Origin of the sequence: Shewanella sp. 10N.261.52.F9 (assembly GCF_041471165.1) — a bacterium.
Classification (GTDB): Bacteria; Pseudomonadota; Gammaproteobacteria; order Enterobacterales; family Shewanellaceae; genus Shewanella; species Shewanella marinintestina.
This window is the reverse complement of the sequence record NZ_JBFRNX010000017.1, coordinates 29,822-47,588: the sequence shown is the minus strand read 5'-3', so window position 1 is coordinate 47,588 and position 17,767 is coordinate 29,822. Positions and strand designations below refer to the sequence as shown.

Below are 17,767 nucleotides of genomic sequence, written 5' to 3'. Positions count from 1 at the left end.
GCTTATCTTGCGATATTGCTGTTACCTGATAGTTCGCTCAATGCGTCAATATCTAATATTGTAATGTATTTACCTTTAACTTCAATTAGTTCGGCTTTTTGGAAACGTCCGAGTAAACGGCTAATAGTTTCTACTGTCAGTCCAAGGTAATTACCAATATCGCCACGAGTCATGGTCAGTCTGAACTCTCTTGGAGAAAAGCCGCGACTACCGAATCGTTTCGCTAAGTTACTGATAAACGCTGCCAGTCTCTCTTCTGCGTTCTTTTTACTGAGTAATAGAATCATTTCTTGATCACTTTGGATCTCGTTACTCATTAAACGCATAATCTGTTGTCTAAGCTTAGGCATTTTACCTGTTAGCTCATCTAACGTAGTGTAAGGAATTTCGCATACCATTGAAGTTTCTAGTGCTTGTGCAAAGCTTTGGTGAAACTGTGAATGAATACCGTCAAAACCGATAACATCACCAGCTAAGTGAAAGCCTGTGATCTGCTCATCGCCTTGTTCAGTAATGGTATAGCTTTTGATTGTGCCAGAACGAATTGCAAATAAAGACTTTAGCGGGTCACCCGATTTAAAAATAGGTTCACCTTTCTGAATGGGCTTTTTACGCTCGATGATTTCGTCAAGCTGATCTAATTCATTAGAGTTCAGCGTAAACGGAATACAAAGTGTACCCATACTGCAATCATGACAATGAATCGCGCATCCTGAAGCCATTTGGCGACGATTCTTGTTGTTATCTGCTGACATTGTCTCTCTCAATTTTGACTATTCATCTACTATGTTAAACTAATTTGATATTTGGAGCTAGCTAAGCTGACCGATAGCGACATACAAGGTTTGGATCCCGAATGCGACTAACGTCGCACCGCTAACTAATCTAACAATTCGGTTCTGCACTAAGCGGCTAAAGCTACTGGCAGCAATACCTGCACTTAATAATGCGGGAAGTGTGCCTAAACCAAATGCAAGCATGATCAAGGCACCATCTAGCGCGTTACCGGCGGCAACAGACCAGGTCAGCATGCTATAGACTAGGCCGCAAGGTAGCCACCCCCATAATCCGCCCGCAATAAAAGCATGAGTTTTATTTTTTATCGGAATAAATCGATTGGCGATAGGGGCAATATAACCCCAAAGCCATTTTCCTAAGCGTTCGATTTGTACTACACCAGCCCAAATTTGAGCAATATAAAGTCCGGTTATAATCATCATCACACCGGCAATAAATCTTAATACAAGGAGGTATAAGTCCGCATCGAATAATACTCCTAGTGCACTAGTGCTTGCGCCTACTAATGCGCCGGCGAGGGCATAGCTAATTATTCGGCCGCTATTATAGCTAAGCAGGTAACCAAGTTGATTAACCAAGGCATTTCCTGTTTGCTGTTTAGGCAGGTTTGCTGATAATGCGCCTACCAAGCCTCCACACATGCCAATGCAGTGACCAGCTCCCATCAGCCCAACTAACAAAGCGCCAATTAAACTGTAATCGTCCACTATTTCTTGCTCGGTTGTTGTGGCTCAAGCTGCTCACTAGCCGATGGGGATGTTTCACTGAGTTTATTTATTGTTGCTGTATGCGTTTGTGCGCTAGCTGTATCGCTTGATACTTTATCGTCCTCAAATAAAATGGACACGCTTTGCTTTTCTAAATCATCAAATTGATCAGACTTAACCGCCCAGAAAAAAACAGCTACAGCGACTAAAACAAAAATCATCGCGATTGGGATCAAGACATAGATAATACTCATAAACGGACCTTAAGTAGTCGAAGGCTATTGCTGACAACGATTAATGAACTAGCAGACATCCCCAATGCAGCAATATATGGGGCAACATGACCAGTAACCGCCAGTGGGATTATAAATAGATTATATCCTAGCGCCCAGAATAAGTTTTGTTTGATAATACGACTGGTTTTCTTTGCTACGTTAACAGCATCAGCAAAACGTGAAAGGTTATCGCCCAGCAAAATAATATCAGCACTATTTTTCGAAATTGCGGCGCCGCTCCCCATAGCGACTGACAAATTAGCGCCAGCCAAAACGGGGGCGTCATTAATACCGTCACCGAACATCGCCACTTGACCATGTTGTTGGAAATTATCAATCAGTTCTAGTTTACCTTTTGGGGATAATCCTTGATGGGTATCACTAATCCCTAGGCGTTGACCCAAAGCGACAACTTCAGTTGAATTGTCACCACTGGCAATACTCAGTTTACAACCCATACTTTTTAATTGTTTAACAGCTTGTGCGGTTTCTGGGCGGACTTCGTCATTTAAGCTGACTTTAGCTTGCACTATATTGTCAACACTTAACCAAACAGTGGTAGCGCTTTCAACCTCATTAGTTTGATTAACATACTGCTGACTGCCAATTTTACAATATAGGCCATTAACTTTGGCTGTTAACCCTTTACCTACAACACTTTGGCGCTCAGTCACTAGCATTGATTTATCTAAAAAACTTGTAAAAGCTTTAGCGATTGGGTGCAAGGAGCCTGACTCTAATGCTGCAATATAGTTCAGCGCTTGCTGCTCTGTTAAATGACCGGTTAACTCAATATTTGAGATAGATAATGAGCCGAGGGTTAGCGTACCGGTTTTATCAAACACAACATGCTGAATTTTAGGTAAACGTTCAAATACACCTGAGCGGCGGGTAATAATGCCAAGCCGAGTCATAATTGCTGTTCCGCAAGTTACAGCCGTTGGTGTAGCAAGCGCGAGGGCACATGGGCAAGTTGCAACCAGTACCGACAAGGTGATCCAAAACGCATCTTCAGGAGAGTAAAAATACCAAAATAGATAAGTGAGGCTCGCAATAAGCAAAATAGCAGCAGTAAAGTAATTAGAAAATCTATCAGCGTATAACGCAATTTTAGGTTTATTGTTAGAGGCGATTTCTTGCAAGCGAATAATCTCAGCAACGAGCTGGTCTTGTCCAAGTGCTGTCACTTTAACCAGTATTGGTTGTTCTATATTAATAGTACCCGCAAACACTTCGGCATCTAACTCTTTCGCTAGCGGCATCTGCTCGCCAGTTAGCATGGCTTCATTTACAGCGGAAACACCTTCAACCACTATGCCGTCAGCGGCAATCACCTCACCGGGTTTAACTAGAATAATATCGCCTATGGCTAGGCGTTTTGCGGGAACTTCATCAAAACCGTCCTCAGTTTTAAGCTGCGCGGTTAACGGCACGAGTTTATGTAAGTTGCTAGAACTTACAGACGCTTTTTGGCGAGCATTCTGCTCAAAGAAACGGCCGAGTAATAAAAAGAAAGTGAACATGGATACAGATTCAAAATACACCTCACCAGTCCCATTTACAGTTTCTATACAGCTGGCGATATAGGCGCCACAAATAGCGATACTAACCGAGACATCCATGTTTAGTCGGCCCATGAGTATCGAGCGCACCGCACTAAAATAAAATGGTTGAGCAGAATAGAAAACCACTGGAGCAGCAAACAGCATACTTACCCAGCGAAAGTAATCTCGGTATTCGGTATCAAGATCGCTAAAATAACCAGAATAGAGGGCGAGGGCGAACATCATGACTTGCATGGTTGCAAAGCCAGCAAGCCCAAGCCTCAGTAAAAACTTACGGCTATCTTTTTTGCTTTTTGTTTCTTGCTCATCAATTTGAAAAGGTGAGGCTTGATAACCAATCTGGCTGATTTGATTAAGGATCTCACTTAACTTAATTTTGTCAGCGTCCCAGGAGATTAATGCTCGTTGGGTTGTGGAATTAACTTGAATTTTGGCAACACCAGCAAGTTTATTGATTTTATGCTCAATAAGCCAGGCACACGCTGCGCACGTAATACCATCAACTGTCAGTGAGACTTCATTAAGTGAGTCGCGTTTCTGAATAAAGTCTTGCTGCACCTCAGGAAGGTCGTAAGCACTAAAGTTAGATAGCTCTTCTGGTACTAAAGCCGTTTGCTTACTACCAGGCTCAGTGCGGAATTTATAATAATTAGTCAGCCCTGCATCTATAATGGCTTGGGACACAGCTTGGCAACCAGGGCAGCACATTAGCTGCTCTACATTGTTAATCGTGGTTGTAAATTGCTTACCAGTTAAAACCGGCTCGCTACAATGAAAGCAGCTTGCTTGACTCATGGATTGTTGTTCTTTTTTATAATTATTTGAAACCCGCCGCGAGTGCAAGCGGGTCAATCTATATGCAGATTAGTTTAACCAATACTGTTGGTCATCTTTTAGAGTAACACGTTGCTGAATGCGCCACGTTTGGTCGTACCCTTCAATTCTAACTTCCCAAGGTCCTTCAATAGACTGTGTTAAGTCGATTCGATAAACGCCGTTAGCATCGGCGGTAACAATTTGAGAGAAGTCTTTTTCTTCAAGAGTGGGATGGAAAAAGCTAATGCTTAGGCCTGCTAGGTACGTGTCACCACCATGTTGTGAGATTTCTACATACTCATCGTCAAACTCAAGTAGGTAGTTCATTCCTAACTGTTTGGCCTGTTTAATCTTACGCAAATCGATATTTATGCCTTTACCTTCTTTGTAATAATCTTCAGTAACCAATGGGTCTTGGTTATCAATAGCAACAATCAATAAGTTAATACTAGCGACCACAGCGCACAGCGGTAATATGATAAGAAACCACGGCCAAAATTGCTTATACCAAGGTTGCGGAGTAGACATTATTAACCACCTATAATTATTAAAATAGTTGTAACAGTATGGGAAAGAAGAACCGACATTTTACCCATAAAAATGTGAGTTATCACTTAAAAAAAAGGCCTCGTGATAACGAGGCCTAATTATTACACTCGGTGTTAACCTAGTGTGACTACTTGTTAGACAAACTGTAAACGTAAGCTGTAATTACGTGAACTTTTTCTTCACCTAATACATCTTTCCAAGCAGGCATTACACCTGTACGACCATTTTTAACTGACTGCATAATTGCGCCACGACTACCGCCGTATACCCAAGCATTATCAGTTAGGTTAGGTGCACCCATAAACTTGTTACCGGTACCGTCCATACCATGACAGGCGAAACAGCCTTTCATGAATGAACCTTGCCCTTGAGCTGCTAGCGCTGCGTCGTGTTCACGACCAGATAACTTAACAACGTACTCAGCTAGACCTTCAAGTTCACTGTCTTCAATCGGTAGACCGCCTTTTGGTGGCATCATGCCGTGACGACCGTTCATGATAGATGTCTTGATAGTTGCAAGTTCACCACCATATAACCAAGCACCGTCGGTTAGGTTAGGGAAGCCCTTGCTACCACGAGCGTCACTACCATGACACATTGCACAGTTTTGTAGGAATAAACGACCGCCAACTTTCAGCGCTTCTTCATTCTTAACTAACTCTTCTAGTGGCGTGTCTGCGTAAGCCTTGAAGATAGGACCAAACTTTTCGTCTGCGTGCTTAACTTCTTGGTCATACTGAACCCAACGGCCATCTGCTTGAGCGTCAATAACAGCTTGCTTAGACTCTTCAATAGTTCGCACGCTTTGGTTAGAACTTGTCCAACCTAAAAAGCCTTTGAAGCTACCAAGACCTGGGTAAAGTGCTAGATAGATAACACTGAACACAATAGTAATGTAGAACATGTAACTCCACCACTTAGGCAGTGGGTTGTTCAGTTCTTCAATACCGTCGAAAGTGTGACCCATCGATTCGCCTTCTTCTACACCAGTGTTGTTCTTAGAACAAGCACGCAGTAGAACGACGCAACCAATGATTACCACAACTGTCAGGACGATAATCCATACACTCCAGAAGTCACTCATCACTTTTTATCTCCTGAGTCGTTCGACGCTGATTTTAGTTCTTCATCTGAAAAAACTAAGTTAGCAGCATCGTCAAATTGCTTTTTGCGACTCGAGCTATATGCCCAAGCAAATATACCGACGAAGGTCACCATTACTACTATGGTTATCACTCCACGTAATGTGCCGTAATCCATAATTTGCCTCCTTATTTAAGCGCGTGGCCTAGTGATTGTAGATAAGCGATCAAAGCTTCAAGCTCTGTCTTATCTTTCACTGCGTCTTTAGCGCCAGCAATCTCTTCATCCGTATACAACTTGTGTGTAGGGTGAAGGTTACGCAAGATATCCATCTTCTGACCAGTTAGGTCACCTGTTAGCTTATTTTCAGCTAACCAAGGATAAGCAGGCATATTTGATTGTGGTACAACGGCGCGAGGGTCAATTAAGTGAACCTCATGCCATTTATCACTATAACGACCACCAACACGGGCTAGATCTGGACCAGTACGCTTAGAACCCCACTGGAATGGGTGATCCCAAACTGACTCACCGGCTACAGAGTAGTGACCGTACCGTTCAGTTTCAGCACGCAATGGACGGATCATCTGGCTGTGACAGTTATAACAACCTTCACGAACGTAGATGTCACGGCCTTCAATTTGCAAAGCTGTGTAAGGGATCTGACCTTCTAAAGGCTCTGTCGTATCTTCTTGGAATAAAAGGGGTGTGATCTCAACCAAGCTACCAAAGCTGATTGCGATTACGGTAAAGATCCCCAATAGACCGATGTTTTTCTCAACTATCTCGTGATTAAATTTCATCGTATCTACTCCTTAAGCTGCTTTTGCTTCAGCAATCGCTGGCAAAGAATCTTGAGGGGCCTTAACAGTACGGATCACGTTGTATGCCATTAAGAACATACCTGTAAGGAAGAACACACCACCTAGGAAACGAACAAAGTAGAACGGGTAAGAGGCTTCTAAGCTTTCAACAAAGCTATAAGTCAATGTACCGTCAGAGTTAACTGCGCGCCACATAAGACCCTGCATTACACCAGAGATCCACATTGAAACGATATAAAGAACAGTACCGATTGTTGCCAACCAGAAGTGAACGTTAATTAGGTTTGTGCTGTACATGCGGCCATGGCCAAATAGTACTGGGATCAAGTGGTATAAAGAACCAATTGAAACCATAGCAACCCAGCCCAATGCACCAGAGTGAACGTGTCCAACAGTCCAGTCAGTGTAATGAGATAATGCGTTAACGGTTTTGATTGCCATCATTGGTCCTTCGAAGGTAGACATACCGTAGAAAGACAATGAAACAACAAGGAATCGCAAGATAGGGTCAGTACGTAGTTTATGCCAAGCACCTGAAAGGGTCATAATACCGTTAATCATGCCACCCCAAGAAGGAGCGAATAGGATTAGTGACATTACCATACCAAGTGATTGCGTCCAGTCTGGTAGCGCAGTGTAATGTAGGTGGTGTGGACCCGCCCAGATATACAATGCAATTAGTGCCCAGAAGTGAACAATAGAAAGACGGTACGAATAAACAGGGCGACCAGCTTGCTTAGGTACGAAGTAGTACATCATACCTAAGAAACCTGCAGTTAGCAGGAAACCTACCGCGTTATGGCCATACCACCACTGTACCATGGCATCTACTGCACCACTGTATAGTGAGTAAGACTTAGTCATTGTTAACGGCACAGCCATAGAGTTAACTATGTGAAGTACGGCTACTGTGATAATAAATGCACCGAAGAACCAGTTTGCCACATAAATGTGGGAGGTTGTTCGCTTAACGATAGTACCGAAGAACACCACAGCATAGGAGACCCATACAACGGTAATTGCGATATCAATTGGCCACTCTAGCTCTGCGTATTCTTTACCACTGGTGATACCAAGCGGTAAACTGATCGCTGCTGATAGAATGATGGCTTGCCAACCCCAGAACGTAAATGCGGCCAATTTAGGTGCAAATAGTCGAGTTTGACAGGTGCGTTGAACGATATAATAGGATGTGGCGAAAAGGGCTGAAGTACCAAACGCGAAAATCACGGCGTTCGTATGTAGCGGTCGTAGACGACTATACGTTAACCATGGAGTTTCAAAGTTTAGCTGCGGCCAGATTAACTGGGCTGCGATTAGTACACCTACTGCCATACCTACAATTCCCCATAACACGGTTGTTAAAGCGAATTGGCGTACGACGGTGTAGTTGTAATCAGCGCCTTGAGGCTGGGAATGGTTCATCATATTGCTTCCACTGCTTATTACTTATACTTATTGTTGTGTAGAGTAAAGCTCTACCCGTTTAAATGACTACAAACCTCAGTTACCTAGCGGAAACAATGGGGTTGTGTCAATGTGTAACCTTGCATTTCATGAAGTAACGCAAGGCAACGCAATGATACTTGAGCTATATCAAAAAAGATAGGAATTAAGGGGCTTCATAAGTTGATCTAGATCAAGGTACTCAATAGAATGTTACAGGAAATGATGAAAAGGTTAATTATCGTGCAAGTTCCTCACAAATCAGCAGTATTAACGGTTGGGCTCAGTTTCGTTTTAGCCACTTTCTTACTAGGATGTAAGCCAAATCAAGAGCCCGCTGCTAGCTCAAGCCCTGTAGATACAAGTCTTTGCACTTTCAAAAGCGGGGCATGCATAAAAACTGTTGCTAATGTTGAAATCCAGTTAAGCTTAAACCCTTGGCACGCGCCGAGTGAGAAGCCTTTAACACTCATTGTAAATACCTCTAAACCGGTGGCAGATCTAAAAGTGAAATTACAAGGCCGAGACATGTTTATGGGGATTATCCCTGTAAATTTAGATCAAAGCTCAGAAACTGATTATAACGCTAATATAATCTACGGTTCTTGCAGCAGCGGTTATATGGTTTGGAGTGCTATTGTTAGTTTTAAAGTCGATGGAATTGAAAAGTTTACAGCGTTTGATTTCTTAGCTGACAATCCTGGTTAAGCTATTTAGTGGCTGCAATATCGGCTTTATTTAGGTTGTTAATGCTGGCAAAGGGTATTGTTTGTATAAAGAACGCTCTGATCTTCTGCAAATGATAAAACAGTTGTTGATAATCATTATCATTTGGGTATATTGGTGATAAGTATGTCTACTACAGTGAACTTGGAGGTATTATGACCACTCCAACCAGACAATTAAATATCAGTATATCTGAAGACAAAATTGCCCAACTCATTCAGCAAGGCGTACTTTGCGCTGCTGACTTCAAATGTTTAGATCGCGATACTAAAAAGGCCGTATGGCAACTTTGCCTATGGAGCTGTGAAAAACGTATTCATTGCGACAAGCACTGCAAAGAACAATGTAATAGCCAGTGTGGTGATGTAATAGACGTCGTTAATTGGACATAACCGAGTATTTCTCGCTTTTAGAGGCTTATTTAGATTACTGATTAAACAAGATCTCAAATGGGGTTAGTTAGCCATATCGTTTTACGAACATACTGATTAAGATAGCGTTATACCGATCTACTGTGACGCTACTTATGTTATTACCTCCCGTTATCCCTCTGTTTGACTCCATCGATTACATTCAGCTTGGTAATCCAATCGTCAACCAACACATCACCCAATTGAGTCTAGCCAAGCTAGATGAAGCCGGTTTGGTATTTGAGCTGGCAACCGATTGGTTGTTCGAGCAGAAATACAATGAAAATAACTACAAGGCTTATCGCAGTGAATTAACCACGTTTTTACATTGGTGTTTTGATGTCGCCCAGCTCAACGTCAGCCAAATAGGTCGCAAAGAGATTGGCCTTTATGTTGATTATTGTCAGCATCCTCCACAAGAACTGGTCGGCTACTTTAATGTTGCTCAATTCAAGCAGGACAAACAATCAGGAGAACGCTCGCCTAACCCTGCGTGGCTGCCATTTCGCGGTAGTAAAACTGACGGCAAGACCAATCCTTATGTGCTCAGTGATAGTGCGCTTAAAACCAAAGTAGCGATCCTATCTAGCTTTTTCAGTTACCTGATGGGCGAAGATTACTGTGAGAAAAACCCAGCTCAAATGTGGCTTAATAAGAGCCGATTCTCTTCAAGTAGAAAATATCGCTTAAATAACGACGATGACAATCAACTGGCATTCACTGAGCTGCAATGGTCTTACATTGTCGCAACGGTAGAAAAACTGGCTAAAGAACAACCAGAACTTCATCAGCGTTCTTTGTTTTTAATTAAGCTTATTTATTCTTGTTATCTGCGAGTATCGGAAGTATCTGCAAGGGCGGGATATTCACCCGTGATGAGTCAGTTTAAGCATAATAATCAAACTGGCATTTGGCGATTCCATATCCCAAAAAGTAAAGGTGGTAAAAGCCGCAGCGTGGCGATCTCAAAAGCATTATTAGCAGCGTTAGTTGATTACCGACGTTACTTAAAGCTAAGTGATTATCCAACTGCGACTGAGCAGCATCCATTAATCGTCAGGCAAAAAGCCGCCGGGCGAGGGCGCGACGCCGGCATGATTAACGCCAACCTGGGAATACGTCAAATTCGTGAAGAAGTCGATAAGATCATCGAAATCGCAGCAAATAGTATCGAACGTGACGGCTTTGAAAGCGATGCAGAGCAGATGCGTAGCCTAAGTATTCATAATATTCGACATACAGGCATCACTCACGACATCAATATTAATGGCAGACCGCTCTCGCATGTCCAAGCCGATGCAGGCCATGAAAGTATCGATACCACCTCGCAATATTTGCACACCTCGCAAATTGAGCGCCATGAAAGTGCGCAGAATAAATCATTTGATAGATTGCAGGGGATTGAGTAAGAGTTGGTAATTGGTGTCGGTGATACTCATCTTTTCCAACCTATGTCTAAAACAGAGTCATCTGTTAATGAAGCAATGAAATCACGTTTTGCTGATGGCATTAACACTGAAATGTACCAACAAGGCTGGCGACGTCTTTGGCTGGCATTCGATGGTAACAAAAAGATAGTAGGGCACATCGATATTAGAGCGCATGCAGAAAACCATACTACACACAGAGTATTACTGGGAATGGGTGTCGATCGTTCAGTTCGAAAACAAGGCTCGGCAAGCTGATAGTTATCGTTCATAATGAACGATATATTACGATTGGAACAAACAAAACCTATACCTTTTATGCGTACGGAACATGCTGTTTATGTGGGAGTTGTTAGGATAGTTACAATTCAGCATCAGCTCCTATTTTCGAATTAACTATCTGAATTTGACTCTTTTCGATGCTCAACATCTTCGTCTAAACAAGTAGCTAAATATATAAACTCATTTGTTTCTGCATAGATTGCTAATGGCTTTGAACTTGGTTTTGCCTTTGGTCTAGTTATGGTTTTTCAGAAACCAGTTAATGCCGATAAGTGACATTATCGGCAATTGCCTAAAAAGGGCTTTTGCTAACATGCATACTCAATCATTATTGCATCTTCGTTCATGTTATCAGCCAGTTTAATGTCTTTTTTATTATGTAGTTATGCCGTTTATCGTACAACAAGCGACCTTTGCAGCATGCGAAGACCCATATCGAATCGATTTGAATTAGCTGTCGAGTGTTGTTAAATCCATCCTAGGCTTTTGTTGCTAAAACGGGACTTAATCCTAATAGGAACAGCGCTAACCATGCCTTCAGTTATCGCTATACATTATTGCAATCTAGCCTTGATAACTTAAATGGCTTAGTTAGGTTTATGCTGGTTTAAGTCTTAATAGAGTTTTATATTGGCCGGGCTCATACTCGGATTAGGACTTGGACTAACACTTAGAACGAGCTAAGCACAAAGTCGTCTCTAGTTATTGAGATTAAAACCTTGGTGAGTAAATTGAGTGAATTACAACTCTAGTTATCTAGCTCAAGTTTTCAAGCAAAAAGTCATAGTCGTAGTTACATAGCTGACAAAATATGATTCCAAGCCGATGCAGAGTAAATAATTACCGCGCGCAGTGTGGCTGCTTTTAAACTTTGCCTAGCTCAGCTCACCAGATTTTACGTAGCGCACAGTTAAATTTAGGGTTTAATCGCTGTTTTTAGCGCTAATAAATAAATGATTGTTTATTTCTAGTTAGCAGTTCAAAACTGGCAGGAAAACAAAGCTCGCCATTTCATTAGGTTCCGTCATTTTACGATGGTCCTATTGCAGACAAATGCAGGCTTGGATCTGACTGCGCCGCGAATATTTGCTTAGCCAATAATTATGTAACTAAAACTGCGGTCGACTTGGCGAGAGATTTGTTTGGGTGTACAACGCAAACTGAAATCATGTTTACATATATAGTGGCATAACGGTGACTGAGATTTTCAAATTGGATGACAGTTGCCATTAATAAAGGGAAGCAACAAAAATTTAGGCTATAAGATTAACGGCTTCGTTAGGATTGACGAATTATTAACTCAATGAGGTGTAATAACTGGACATTTTCCAAACCTAGTGAGAATCAATCAAAGCGTTAAAAGCTTACAAAAGAAGTTATCAGTACCACTAGTCGATGACTTAGGTATCATTTCACGGTTATGCGCACAATGTATATTATGTTAAATTGGGTTTGTGATTATCTATAGTATATCGAATGACGCCGCCTATTCTGTTCGAATAACATAGTCTCGGTAACTCTAGATGCTAATTGGTCATTGCTGTTTAAAAGCAATTGTTGACCATATAGATAAGCCTTTTGATAGCCAGTTCTTAGACATTCTAATGGTTAGCTTTCACTGTACAATGTTGAGCAACGTTTATAACGAATGCTGTTTATTATTCTAAAACACTCTTACCACAACAACGGCATTCGGGATCAAGCTCTGGCGGCATGACAATAATGAATCCGCAATGTGGACAAAAATCGCCTTGGCTAATCATCGGCTGTAACTCCCATCGAATAATGACACTGTCATTCTTTGTTTGTTGTTAAGTATGAGTGTCGCCACGATTTCATTCAATCCTACGAGTTGCCAGCCTAGGTTTATCGCTTTAGATACTGTGATAAAAGCTGGTTTTGATTTGGTGAGTGTTTTCAATGCAACCTCGGTATCAAAACAAACTTTTTCAATCTTTACTGGCTCACATAGATCGACTGCCATTGTCCATTTTTGCGAGTCATTGTCGAATTGGAGATCAGTTAGTTTAAAAATCTGATGAGAATTGAGTTGCATAATATTCCATTTATCTTCATCGACCAGTTTGCCACACGATATCATTACACCAAACGTTGCAACTCCGCTTTGAACCAGCTCAAGGTCTTTTTTACGTGCAGTCCAATTATGGTTTATATGGCCAGCTTTCGTGCGATATGGTGTTTCAGAATGCACTTCAGCGCGTCCATGCCTAATTTCTTCCTGCCAAATCGTTAAACACATAGCATTTCTTGTCGGCACAAAGCATCCTCAGGAGTATTGGTTAGGCAGTTTTTGTCCAAGCACTTTTTCAAAGAACTCGTTAATACCCAAAATATATTACCCCAATAGATTGATTGAGTAATACTTTAGCAAGGTGACTTTACACCTGTATAGCTGATTCAGCGTGCATTGTGAGAAGCAATGCTATTTGAGCTATTGCCATCTATTTTTCGGTGTTTATTAAACGCTGATTTGGTATATTATTCAGAGTGGGAGTCTTGTGGAATACGAATAACTACTTGAATGTATTACAACATAGTTATTAACCATGACACCAATGGCCATGATTTTTTATCGAGTTAAGTGCCCTGCTTTGAGCTAAATTATCTTGTAATTTTACTGTTCACCGAACGGCTTTAAACCGCTCACTTTCATTTAAGTGAGCGGTTTAAAGAAATGACGTCTTAAGCTCTAATAATTGGATCTAAGGTATCTAATGCGGTAACGCCAATAAAGTGAATCTCACCAAACGCGTCAGTTAGCTTAACTGTGCCAATCGGGATTGCTGTTTCGTCAGTATTGGCGAATATCTTAAGTACATCATTAGCGATTAATATCGAGGTATTATCAAAGCCGCCGCACCATTTAGAGACATCAATCATTCTTTTGCAAAGCTCTGCTGCTGATGTTCGCTGATTGAGGATCTGTTTAAAGGTACTGTCCTCAATGTAATGCGCGCCATCAGAGGTTAAAATAAGACGTTTGATTTGGCGGATCTTAGGAAACGTAACCAGTTGCGGCTTGATGTCAGGCCCAACGCCAACAAATTGCAATAAGCCTTTGCTTAAATGCACACCGGCGGCATCAGCATTTTGCCCTGCAAAGGTGTCATCTTTTGAATACTGTTTAATCCCATGAGCTAAATTGGCATAGATTCGGCTATCACCAACATTGATTGCCTCAAACTGGCCATCGCTATCAAAAATAAACGCCGATAACGTTGCGCCGCCATTACCGTTATAAAGAGTGTAAACGTCATTATTGGCGTCTTCGACAGCAGTAATTAAGCGCTGGCCAATAGGCATTAATTGGTTTTTGATACAACTACTTAAAAATGTGGCAATACTGAGGCTTGCGCAGTTCGCGCCTGATGCCATTCCACCCATGCCGTCGCACAATACACCTATGATAAACGACGTTGACGCAGAAACTTGGACTTGCACACATACAACCCTGTCTTGATTTTCAGGTCTAATATTACCGATATCAGATGCCATGGCGACCGATGCGTTGAGTAACTCGCGTACTGCGCCATTGTCAATGGGCCTATTTAACCAAAGCTGGATATGTTCTTTTAAAGCTTCTTGTTGCATAACGGTTTCTTCGATTTTTTGCATGTGAGTCGTTGGTGGTTTCAATATAACGTAAGCAAGGTCGTTATGGTATCAGTCTAGGCTAAAAAGCTATTCAAACTGCAAACGTCCGAGACTGAGGTCAATTAGACGCTTAACTGAGCTTTTTCGTTGAGTCTATAACTCAGGAAACTGATACCGGCGCCCTCCTCCTTTAGTCGATTTATTAGGCATTTATATAGTTACAGTCACAATCATGGTCTAGTCTTTATTGCAGGCTAAGTTTGCGCTAATGGATATGTTGAAGGCGTTAAATGTGTCCTGCTTGTATATGCTGAGCTAGAGAAGCTCAGGTATTTGTTCATTACCTAGGTTTACCCTTATGAGTGATAATCCAAAGCAATCGCATCTAATGCGAAACCTTTTCATCGCACTGAGTTTATTGGTTTTAGTCTTTTGCTTGAGTTACTTCTATATTCAGCATCAAAAAAATTACCCAAGCACCGATGACGCTTATGTGCACGCCAATATTATATATATTGCACCGCAGGTAAACGGCAAGGTTATCAGCGTGAACGCCTCAGATTATCAAACCGTTAGTAAAGGCGACTTGCTGGTACAAATCGACCCCGCCCCTTTTCAGGCAAAGCTAGATGAAGCGCGCGCAGCCTATTCTATGGCGCTACAAAATAATGCAGCTTCTGGCGATGCGATATTAGCGGCAAGCGCAAATGTAAGAAGTGCGGTAGCTCAACTTAATGACGCCCAGGCGACTTATCAGCGGATTAAACAATTGGTAGCGCAAGCATTACTGCCAGCACAAGATCTAGATGATGCCCGTGCAAAACAGGCAACAGCCGAAGAAAATGTCATCGCAGCGCGAGCAACGATGTCGCAATTAATAAAAGCTCAAGGGGCACAAGGAGACGACGCGCCTGAAGTTAAAAAAGCCGCTGCAACTCTAAGCCAGGCAAGCTTGTCGTTATCTTACACGAACATTTTTGCCGCCCATAACGGCAAGCTGGGTAAACTAGCGGTTCATGCTGGTAGTGTTGTATCGCCCGGACAAGCATTAGTGCCATTAGTTGTCGACAACACTTTTTGGGTACAAGCAAACTTTAAGGAAACTCAACTTGAGCGACTTAAAACGGGTTTAGCTACCAGCATTACCTTAGATCTGTATCCTAAGGTCGATTATAGCGGTCATATTGAAGCTATTTCTCCTGCAAGTGGCTCGTCTTTTTCTTTATTACCGCCAGAAAATGCAACCGGTAATTGGGTTAAAGTGCCGCAGCGCTTTCCTGTATTAATCCGTTTAATCAACGAACATGAACACCCCGACTTTCCCCTGCGTGTTGGCGCGAGTGCCGATGTGACAATTGATACGGTCTCGCCCATTGCTACAGCGAACAGCAACACAAGTAACCTTAGCAACATAGATGCGAAAGTCGTCAGAAATGATAATGTTGAAAACCGGGATTTAACTAAAACCAGCAAAACAAACAATTCAGTAGACCTTGTAGAGTAGCAACGCAATGGCTATAGAATCGCAAGGAGCAGTCAGTGCTAAATCTGATAATACGGCTGAAGAAAGTCAGGTTTTAAGTGAAGGCAGCCGTAAATTGGTGACTTTGGCTGTAATGCTGTCTGCAATTATGGTACTGCTTGATATGACCATTGCCAATGTGGCGTTACCTCACATGATGGGCGCTTTGGGAGTCACATCAGATCAGGTCACTTGGGTACTGACATCTTACTCAATGGCGGAGGCCATATTTATCCCACTTGCGAGCTTTCTTGCGCTCAAATTTGGTATTCGTCAGTTACTCCTTTTTTCGGTGAGCGGTTTTATTGTGAGTTCAGCGCTGTGCGGTCAAGCCGATACGATTGCCGAAATGGTGACATTTAGGGTAATGCAAGGTGCGTTTGGTGCATCGGTGATCCCCCTGTCGCAGTCAATCATGGTGCAGATTTACCCCGCTGCCGAGCGTGGTAAGGCGATGGCACTGTTTAGTGTTGGCGTGTTACTTGGGCCTATTCTTGGGCCAACACTTGGCGGCATCATTACTGAGAACATGGACTGGCGCTGGATTTTTTACGTTAACCTCCCCATAGGCGCAGTGTGCCTGAGTTTGATTTATCTGTTTGTAAAGCTAAACGGCAAAGGTAAGCCCAAAATTGATTGGCCCATCGTAATAGCGATGACCATAGGAATTGGTTTACTGCAAATGGTGCTAGATCGCGGTAACGATGAATCTTGGTTTGAATCAAACACCATTTTGTTGTCAGCGATTATTAGTGTAATCGCAATTATATTTTTCGTTGCGCGTTCGTTTATTACCAAAAGCGATATTGCGCCAGTTTGGTTATTACGAGACAGAAACCTAGCCATGTCTTGCCTGGTGATGGCTGGCTTCTCTATGGGGATGTTCGGCATTACCCAATTACAGCCAATGATGTTAGAGCAGTTATTAAACTATCCAGTCGATACCACAGGCTTTGCAATGGCGCCCCGCGGGTTAACCTCCGCTTTTGTGTTGATTGCTATGGCCAGTTATATGGATAAGGTCGATGCAAGACTATTAATTGTTATAGGACTGAGTTTAAATGCATTTGGTACTTACTTAATGACCCAATATTCGCTGGAGATTAATATTTACTGGGTGCTATTGCCGAGTATTGTTCAAGGTGCGGGTATGGGATTAGTGTTCGCGCCTTTAAGCCAATTGGCTTACGCCAGTTTATCGCCTAAAGATACCGTAGGCGGCGCGGTGGTGTTTAACTTGTGCCGCACCATAGGAGGCTCTTTTGGTATTTCAATCGTCAATACTTATTTTACGCGAATAAAGCAGCAAGAATGGAATCAACTTGGTGGCGCGTTGTCTCCGAGTAATCCTGTTTTGCAAAATGCAGCCCATCAGCAAGGCGTTAGCATTACCGATCCGGGTTTTATCGCTCAACTGCAAAATATGTTATTGCAGCAATCCACCCTTTTAGCATTTGTGTATACCTTTGGCTTTCTATTAGTGTCTTACTTATGCTTAATTCCGCTGCTTGCCTTTTTTAAGCCCAAAGCAAAAGCGTAATAATATAGTCGCTACCTCCCTGCTGTTAATTTAATCGGTTAATCTTCTCGTTTAACCAAGATAATGATCTGTACTGCACTTAAAAGTATGACTAGGCCAGCTTGATACCTTTAGTTACACCTGTGTGAGCCGTGGGTTTTGAAGCGAAAAAAGCTAACATTTTTACATTGGTTGTGTCCCAT

General features: G+C 42.2%; 17 protein-coding genes. 6 read left to right on the top strand and 11 right to left on the bottom strand.

Annotation, left to right across the window (positions count from 1 at the left end; genetic code table 11):
- Positions 1-2: 2 nt before the first annotated feature.
- From etrA to ccoN, 9 genes are all read right to left on the bottom strand, one after another.
- Positions 3-755, bottom strand: coding sequence for an electron transport transcriptional regulator EtrA (gene etrA / locus AB4298_RS12505; protein ID WP_248997159.1), 753 nt, complete (start codon positions 753-755; stop codon positions 3-5).
- 57 nt (positions 756-812) lie between these two features.
- On the bottom strand, positions 813-1,505 hold the full coding sequence (locus AB4298_RS12500) for a sulfite exporter TauE/SafE family protein (protein WP_371986959.1): 693 nt from the start codon (positions 1,503-1,505) through the stop codon (positions 813-815).
- A complete protein-coding gene (ccoS, locus tag AB4298_RS12495; protein WP_371986958.1) occupies positions 1,505-1,759 on the bottom strand; it encodes a cbb3-type cytochrome oxidase assembly protein CcoS in 255 nt (84 codons plus the stop codon). The genes AB4298_RS12500 and ccoS overlap by 1 nt, the downstream gene beginning before the upstream one ends.
- The gene (locus AB4298_RS12490) at positions 1,756-4,140 is read right to left on the bottom strand and encodes a heavy metal translocating P-type ATPase (protein WP_371986956.1); all 2,385 of its coding nucleotides are present in this window, start codon (positions 4,138-4,140) and stop codon (positions 1,756-1,758) included. The genes ccoS and AB4298_RS12490 overlap by 4 nt, the downstream gene beginning before the upstream one ends.
- Before the next feature lie 69 nt (positions 4,141-4,209).
- The gene (locus tag AB4298_RS12485; RefSeq protein WP_248997155.1) at positions 4,210-4,689 is read right to left on the bottom strand and encodes a FixH family protein; all 480 of its coding nucleotides are present in this window, start codon (positions 4,687-4,689) and stop codon (positions 4,210-4,212) included.
- 148 nt (positions 4,690-4,837) lie between these two features.
- On the bottom strand, positions 4,838-5,794 hold the full coding sequence (gene ccoP, locus AB4298_RS12480; protein WP_248997154.1) for a cytochrome-c oxidase, cbb3-type subunit III: 957 nt from the start codon (positions 5,792-5,794) through the stop codon (positions 4,838-4,840).
- Entirely contained in the window at positions 5,794-5,970 is a 177-nt protein-coding gene (locus AB4298_RS12475; protein ID WP_248997153.1) for a cbb3-type cytochrome oxidase subunit 3, read from the bottom strand. Before AB4298_RS12475 ends, ccoP begins: the two co-directional genes overlap by 1 nt.
- 11 nt (positions 5,971-5,981) lie before the next feature.
- Complete coding sequence (gene ccoO / locus AB4298_RS12470; protein WP_220781816.1) at positions 5,982-6,596, bottom strand: cytochrome-c oxidase, cbb3-type subunit II; 615 nt, start codon at positions 6,594-6,596, stop codon at positions 5,982-5,984.
- 12 nt (positions 6,597-6,608) lie between these two features.
- Complete coding sequence (ccoN, locus tag AB4298_RS12465) at positions 6,609-8,045, bottom strand: cytochrome-c oxidase, cbb3-type subunit I (RefSeq protein WP_220781815.1); 1,437 nt, start codon at positions 8,043-8,045, stop codon at positions 6,609-6,611.
- Between the two features lie 261 nt (positions 8,046-8,306).
- Here ccoN and AB4298_RS12460 point away from each other — a divergent pair, with 261 nt between their 5' ends.
- The 4 genes from AB4298_RS12460 (at position 8,307) to AB4298_RS12445 (ending at position 10,884) form a co-directional block, all read left to right on the top strand.
- Complete coding sequence (locus AB4298_RS12460) at positions 8,307-8,771, top strand: hypothetical protein (protein WP_371986954.1); 465 nt, start codon at positions 8,307-8,309, stop codon at positions 8,769-8,771.
- A 173-nt stretch (positions 8,772-8,944) separates the two neighbouring features.
- Positions 8,945-9,181 (top strand): hypothetical protein, encoded by a 237-nt coding sequence (locus AB4298_RS12455; protein ID WP_248997151.1) that lies wholly within the window; start codon positions 8,945-8,947, stop codon positions 9,179-9,181.
- Between the two features lie 134 nt (positions 9,182-9,315).
- Complete coding sequence (locus AB4298_RS12450; RefSeq protein ID WP_371986952.1) at positions 9,316-10,608, top strand: tyrosine-type recombinase/integrase; 1,293 nt, start codon at positions 9,316-9,318, stop codon at positions 10,606-10,608.
- A 3-nt stretch (positions 10,609-10,611) separates the two neighbouring features.
- Positions 10,612-10,884: a hypothetical protein gene (locus tag AB4298_RS12445; protein ID WP_371986951.1), complete on the top strand. Its 273-nt coding sequence runs from the start codon at positions 10,612-10,614 to the stop codon at positions 10,882-10,884.
- 1,783 nt (positions 10,885-12,667) lie between these two features.
- On the opposite strand, the gene AB4298_RS12440 is transcribed toward AB4298_RS12445, so the two are convergent.
- Positions 12,668-13,186: a hypothetical protein gene (locus AB4298_RS12440; RefSeq protein WP_371986949.1), complete on the bottom strand. Its 519-nt coding sequence runs from the start codon at positions 13,184-13,186 to the stop codon at positions 12,668-12,670.
- A gap of 425 nt (positions 13,187-13,611) precedes the next feature.
- Complete coding sequence (locus tag AB4298_RS12435; protein WP_371986947.1) at positions 13,612-14,544, bottom strand: PP2C family protein-serine/threonine phosphatase; 933 nt, start codon at positions 14,542-14,544, stop codon at positions 13,612-13,614.
- Between the two features lie 337 nt (positions 14,545-14,881).
- Here AB4298_RS12435 and AB4298_RS12430 point away from each other — a divergent pair, with 337 nt between their 5' ends.
- Together AB4298_RS12430 and AB4298_RS12425 are read left to right on the top strand one after the other, a co-directional pair.
- Positions 14,882-16,027: an HlyD family secretion protein gene (locus AB4298_RS12430; RefSeq protein WP_371986946.1), complete on the top strand. Its 1,146-nt coding sequence runs from the start codon at positions 14,882-14,884 to the stop codon at positions 16,025-16,027.
- Positions 16,028-16,034: 7 nt separating this feature from the next.
- Positions 16,035-17,585, top strand: coding sequence for an MDR family MFS transporter (locus tag AB4298_RS12425; protein ID WP_371986945.1), 1,551 nt, complete (start codon positions 16,035-16,037; stop codon positions 17,583-17,585).
- Positions 17,586-17,767: the final 182 nt, after the last annotated feature.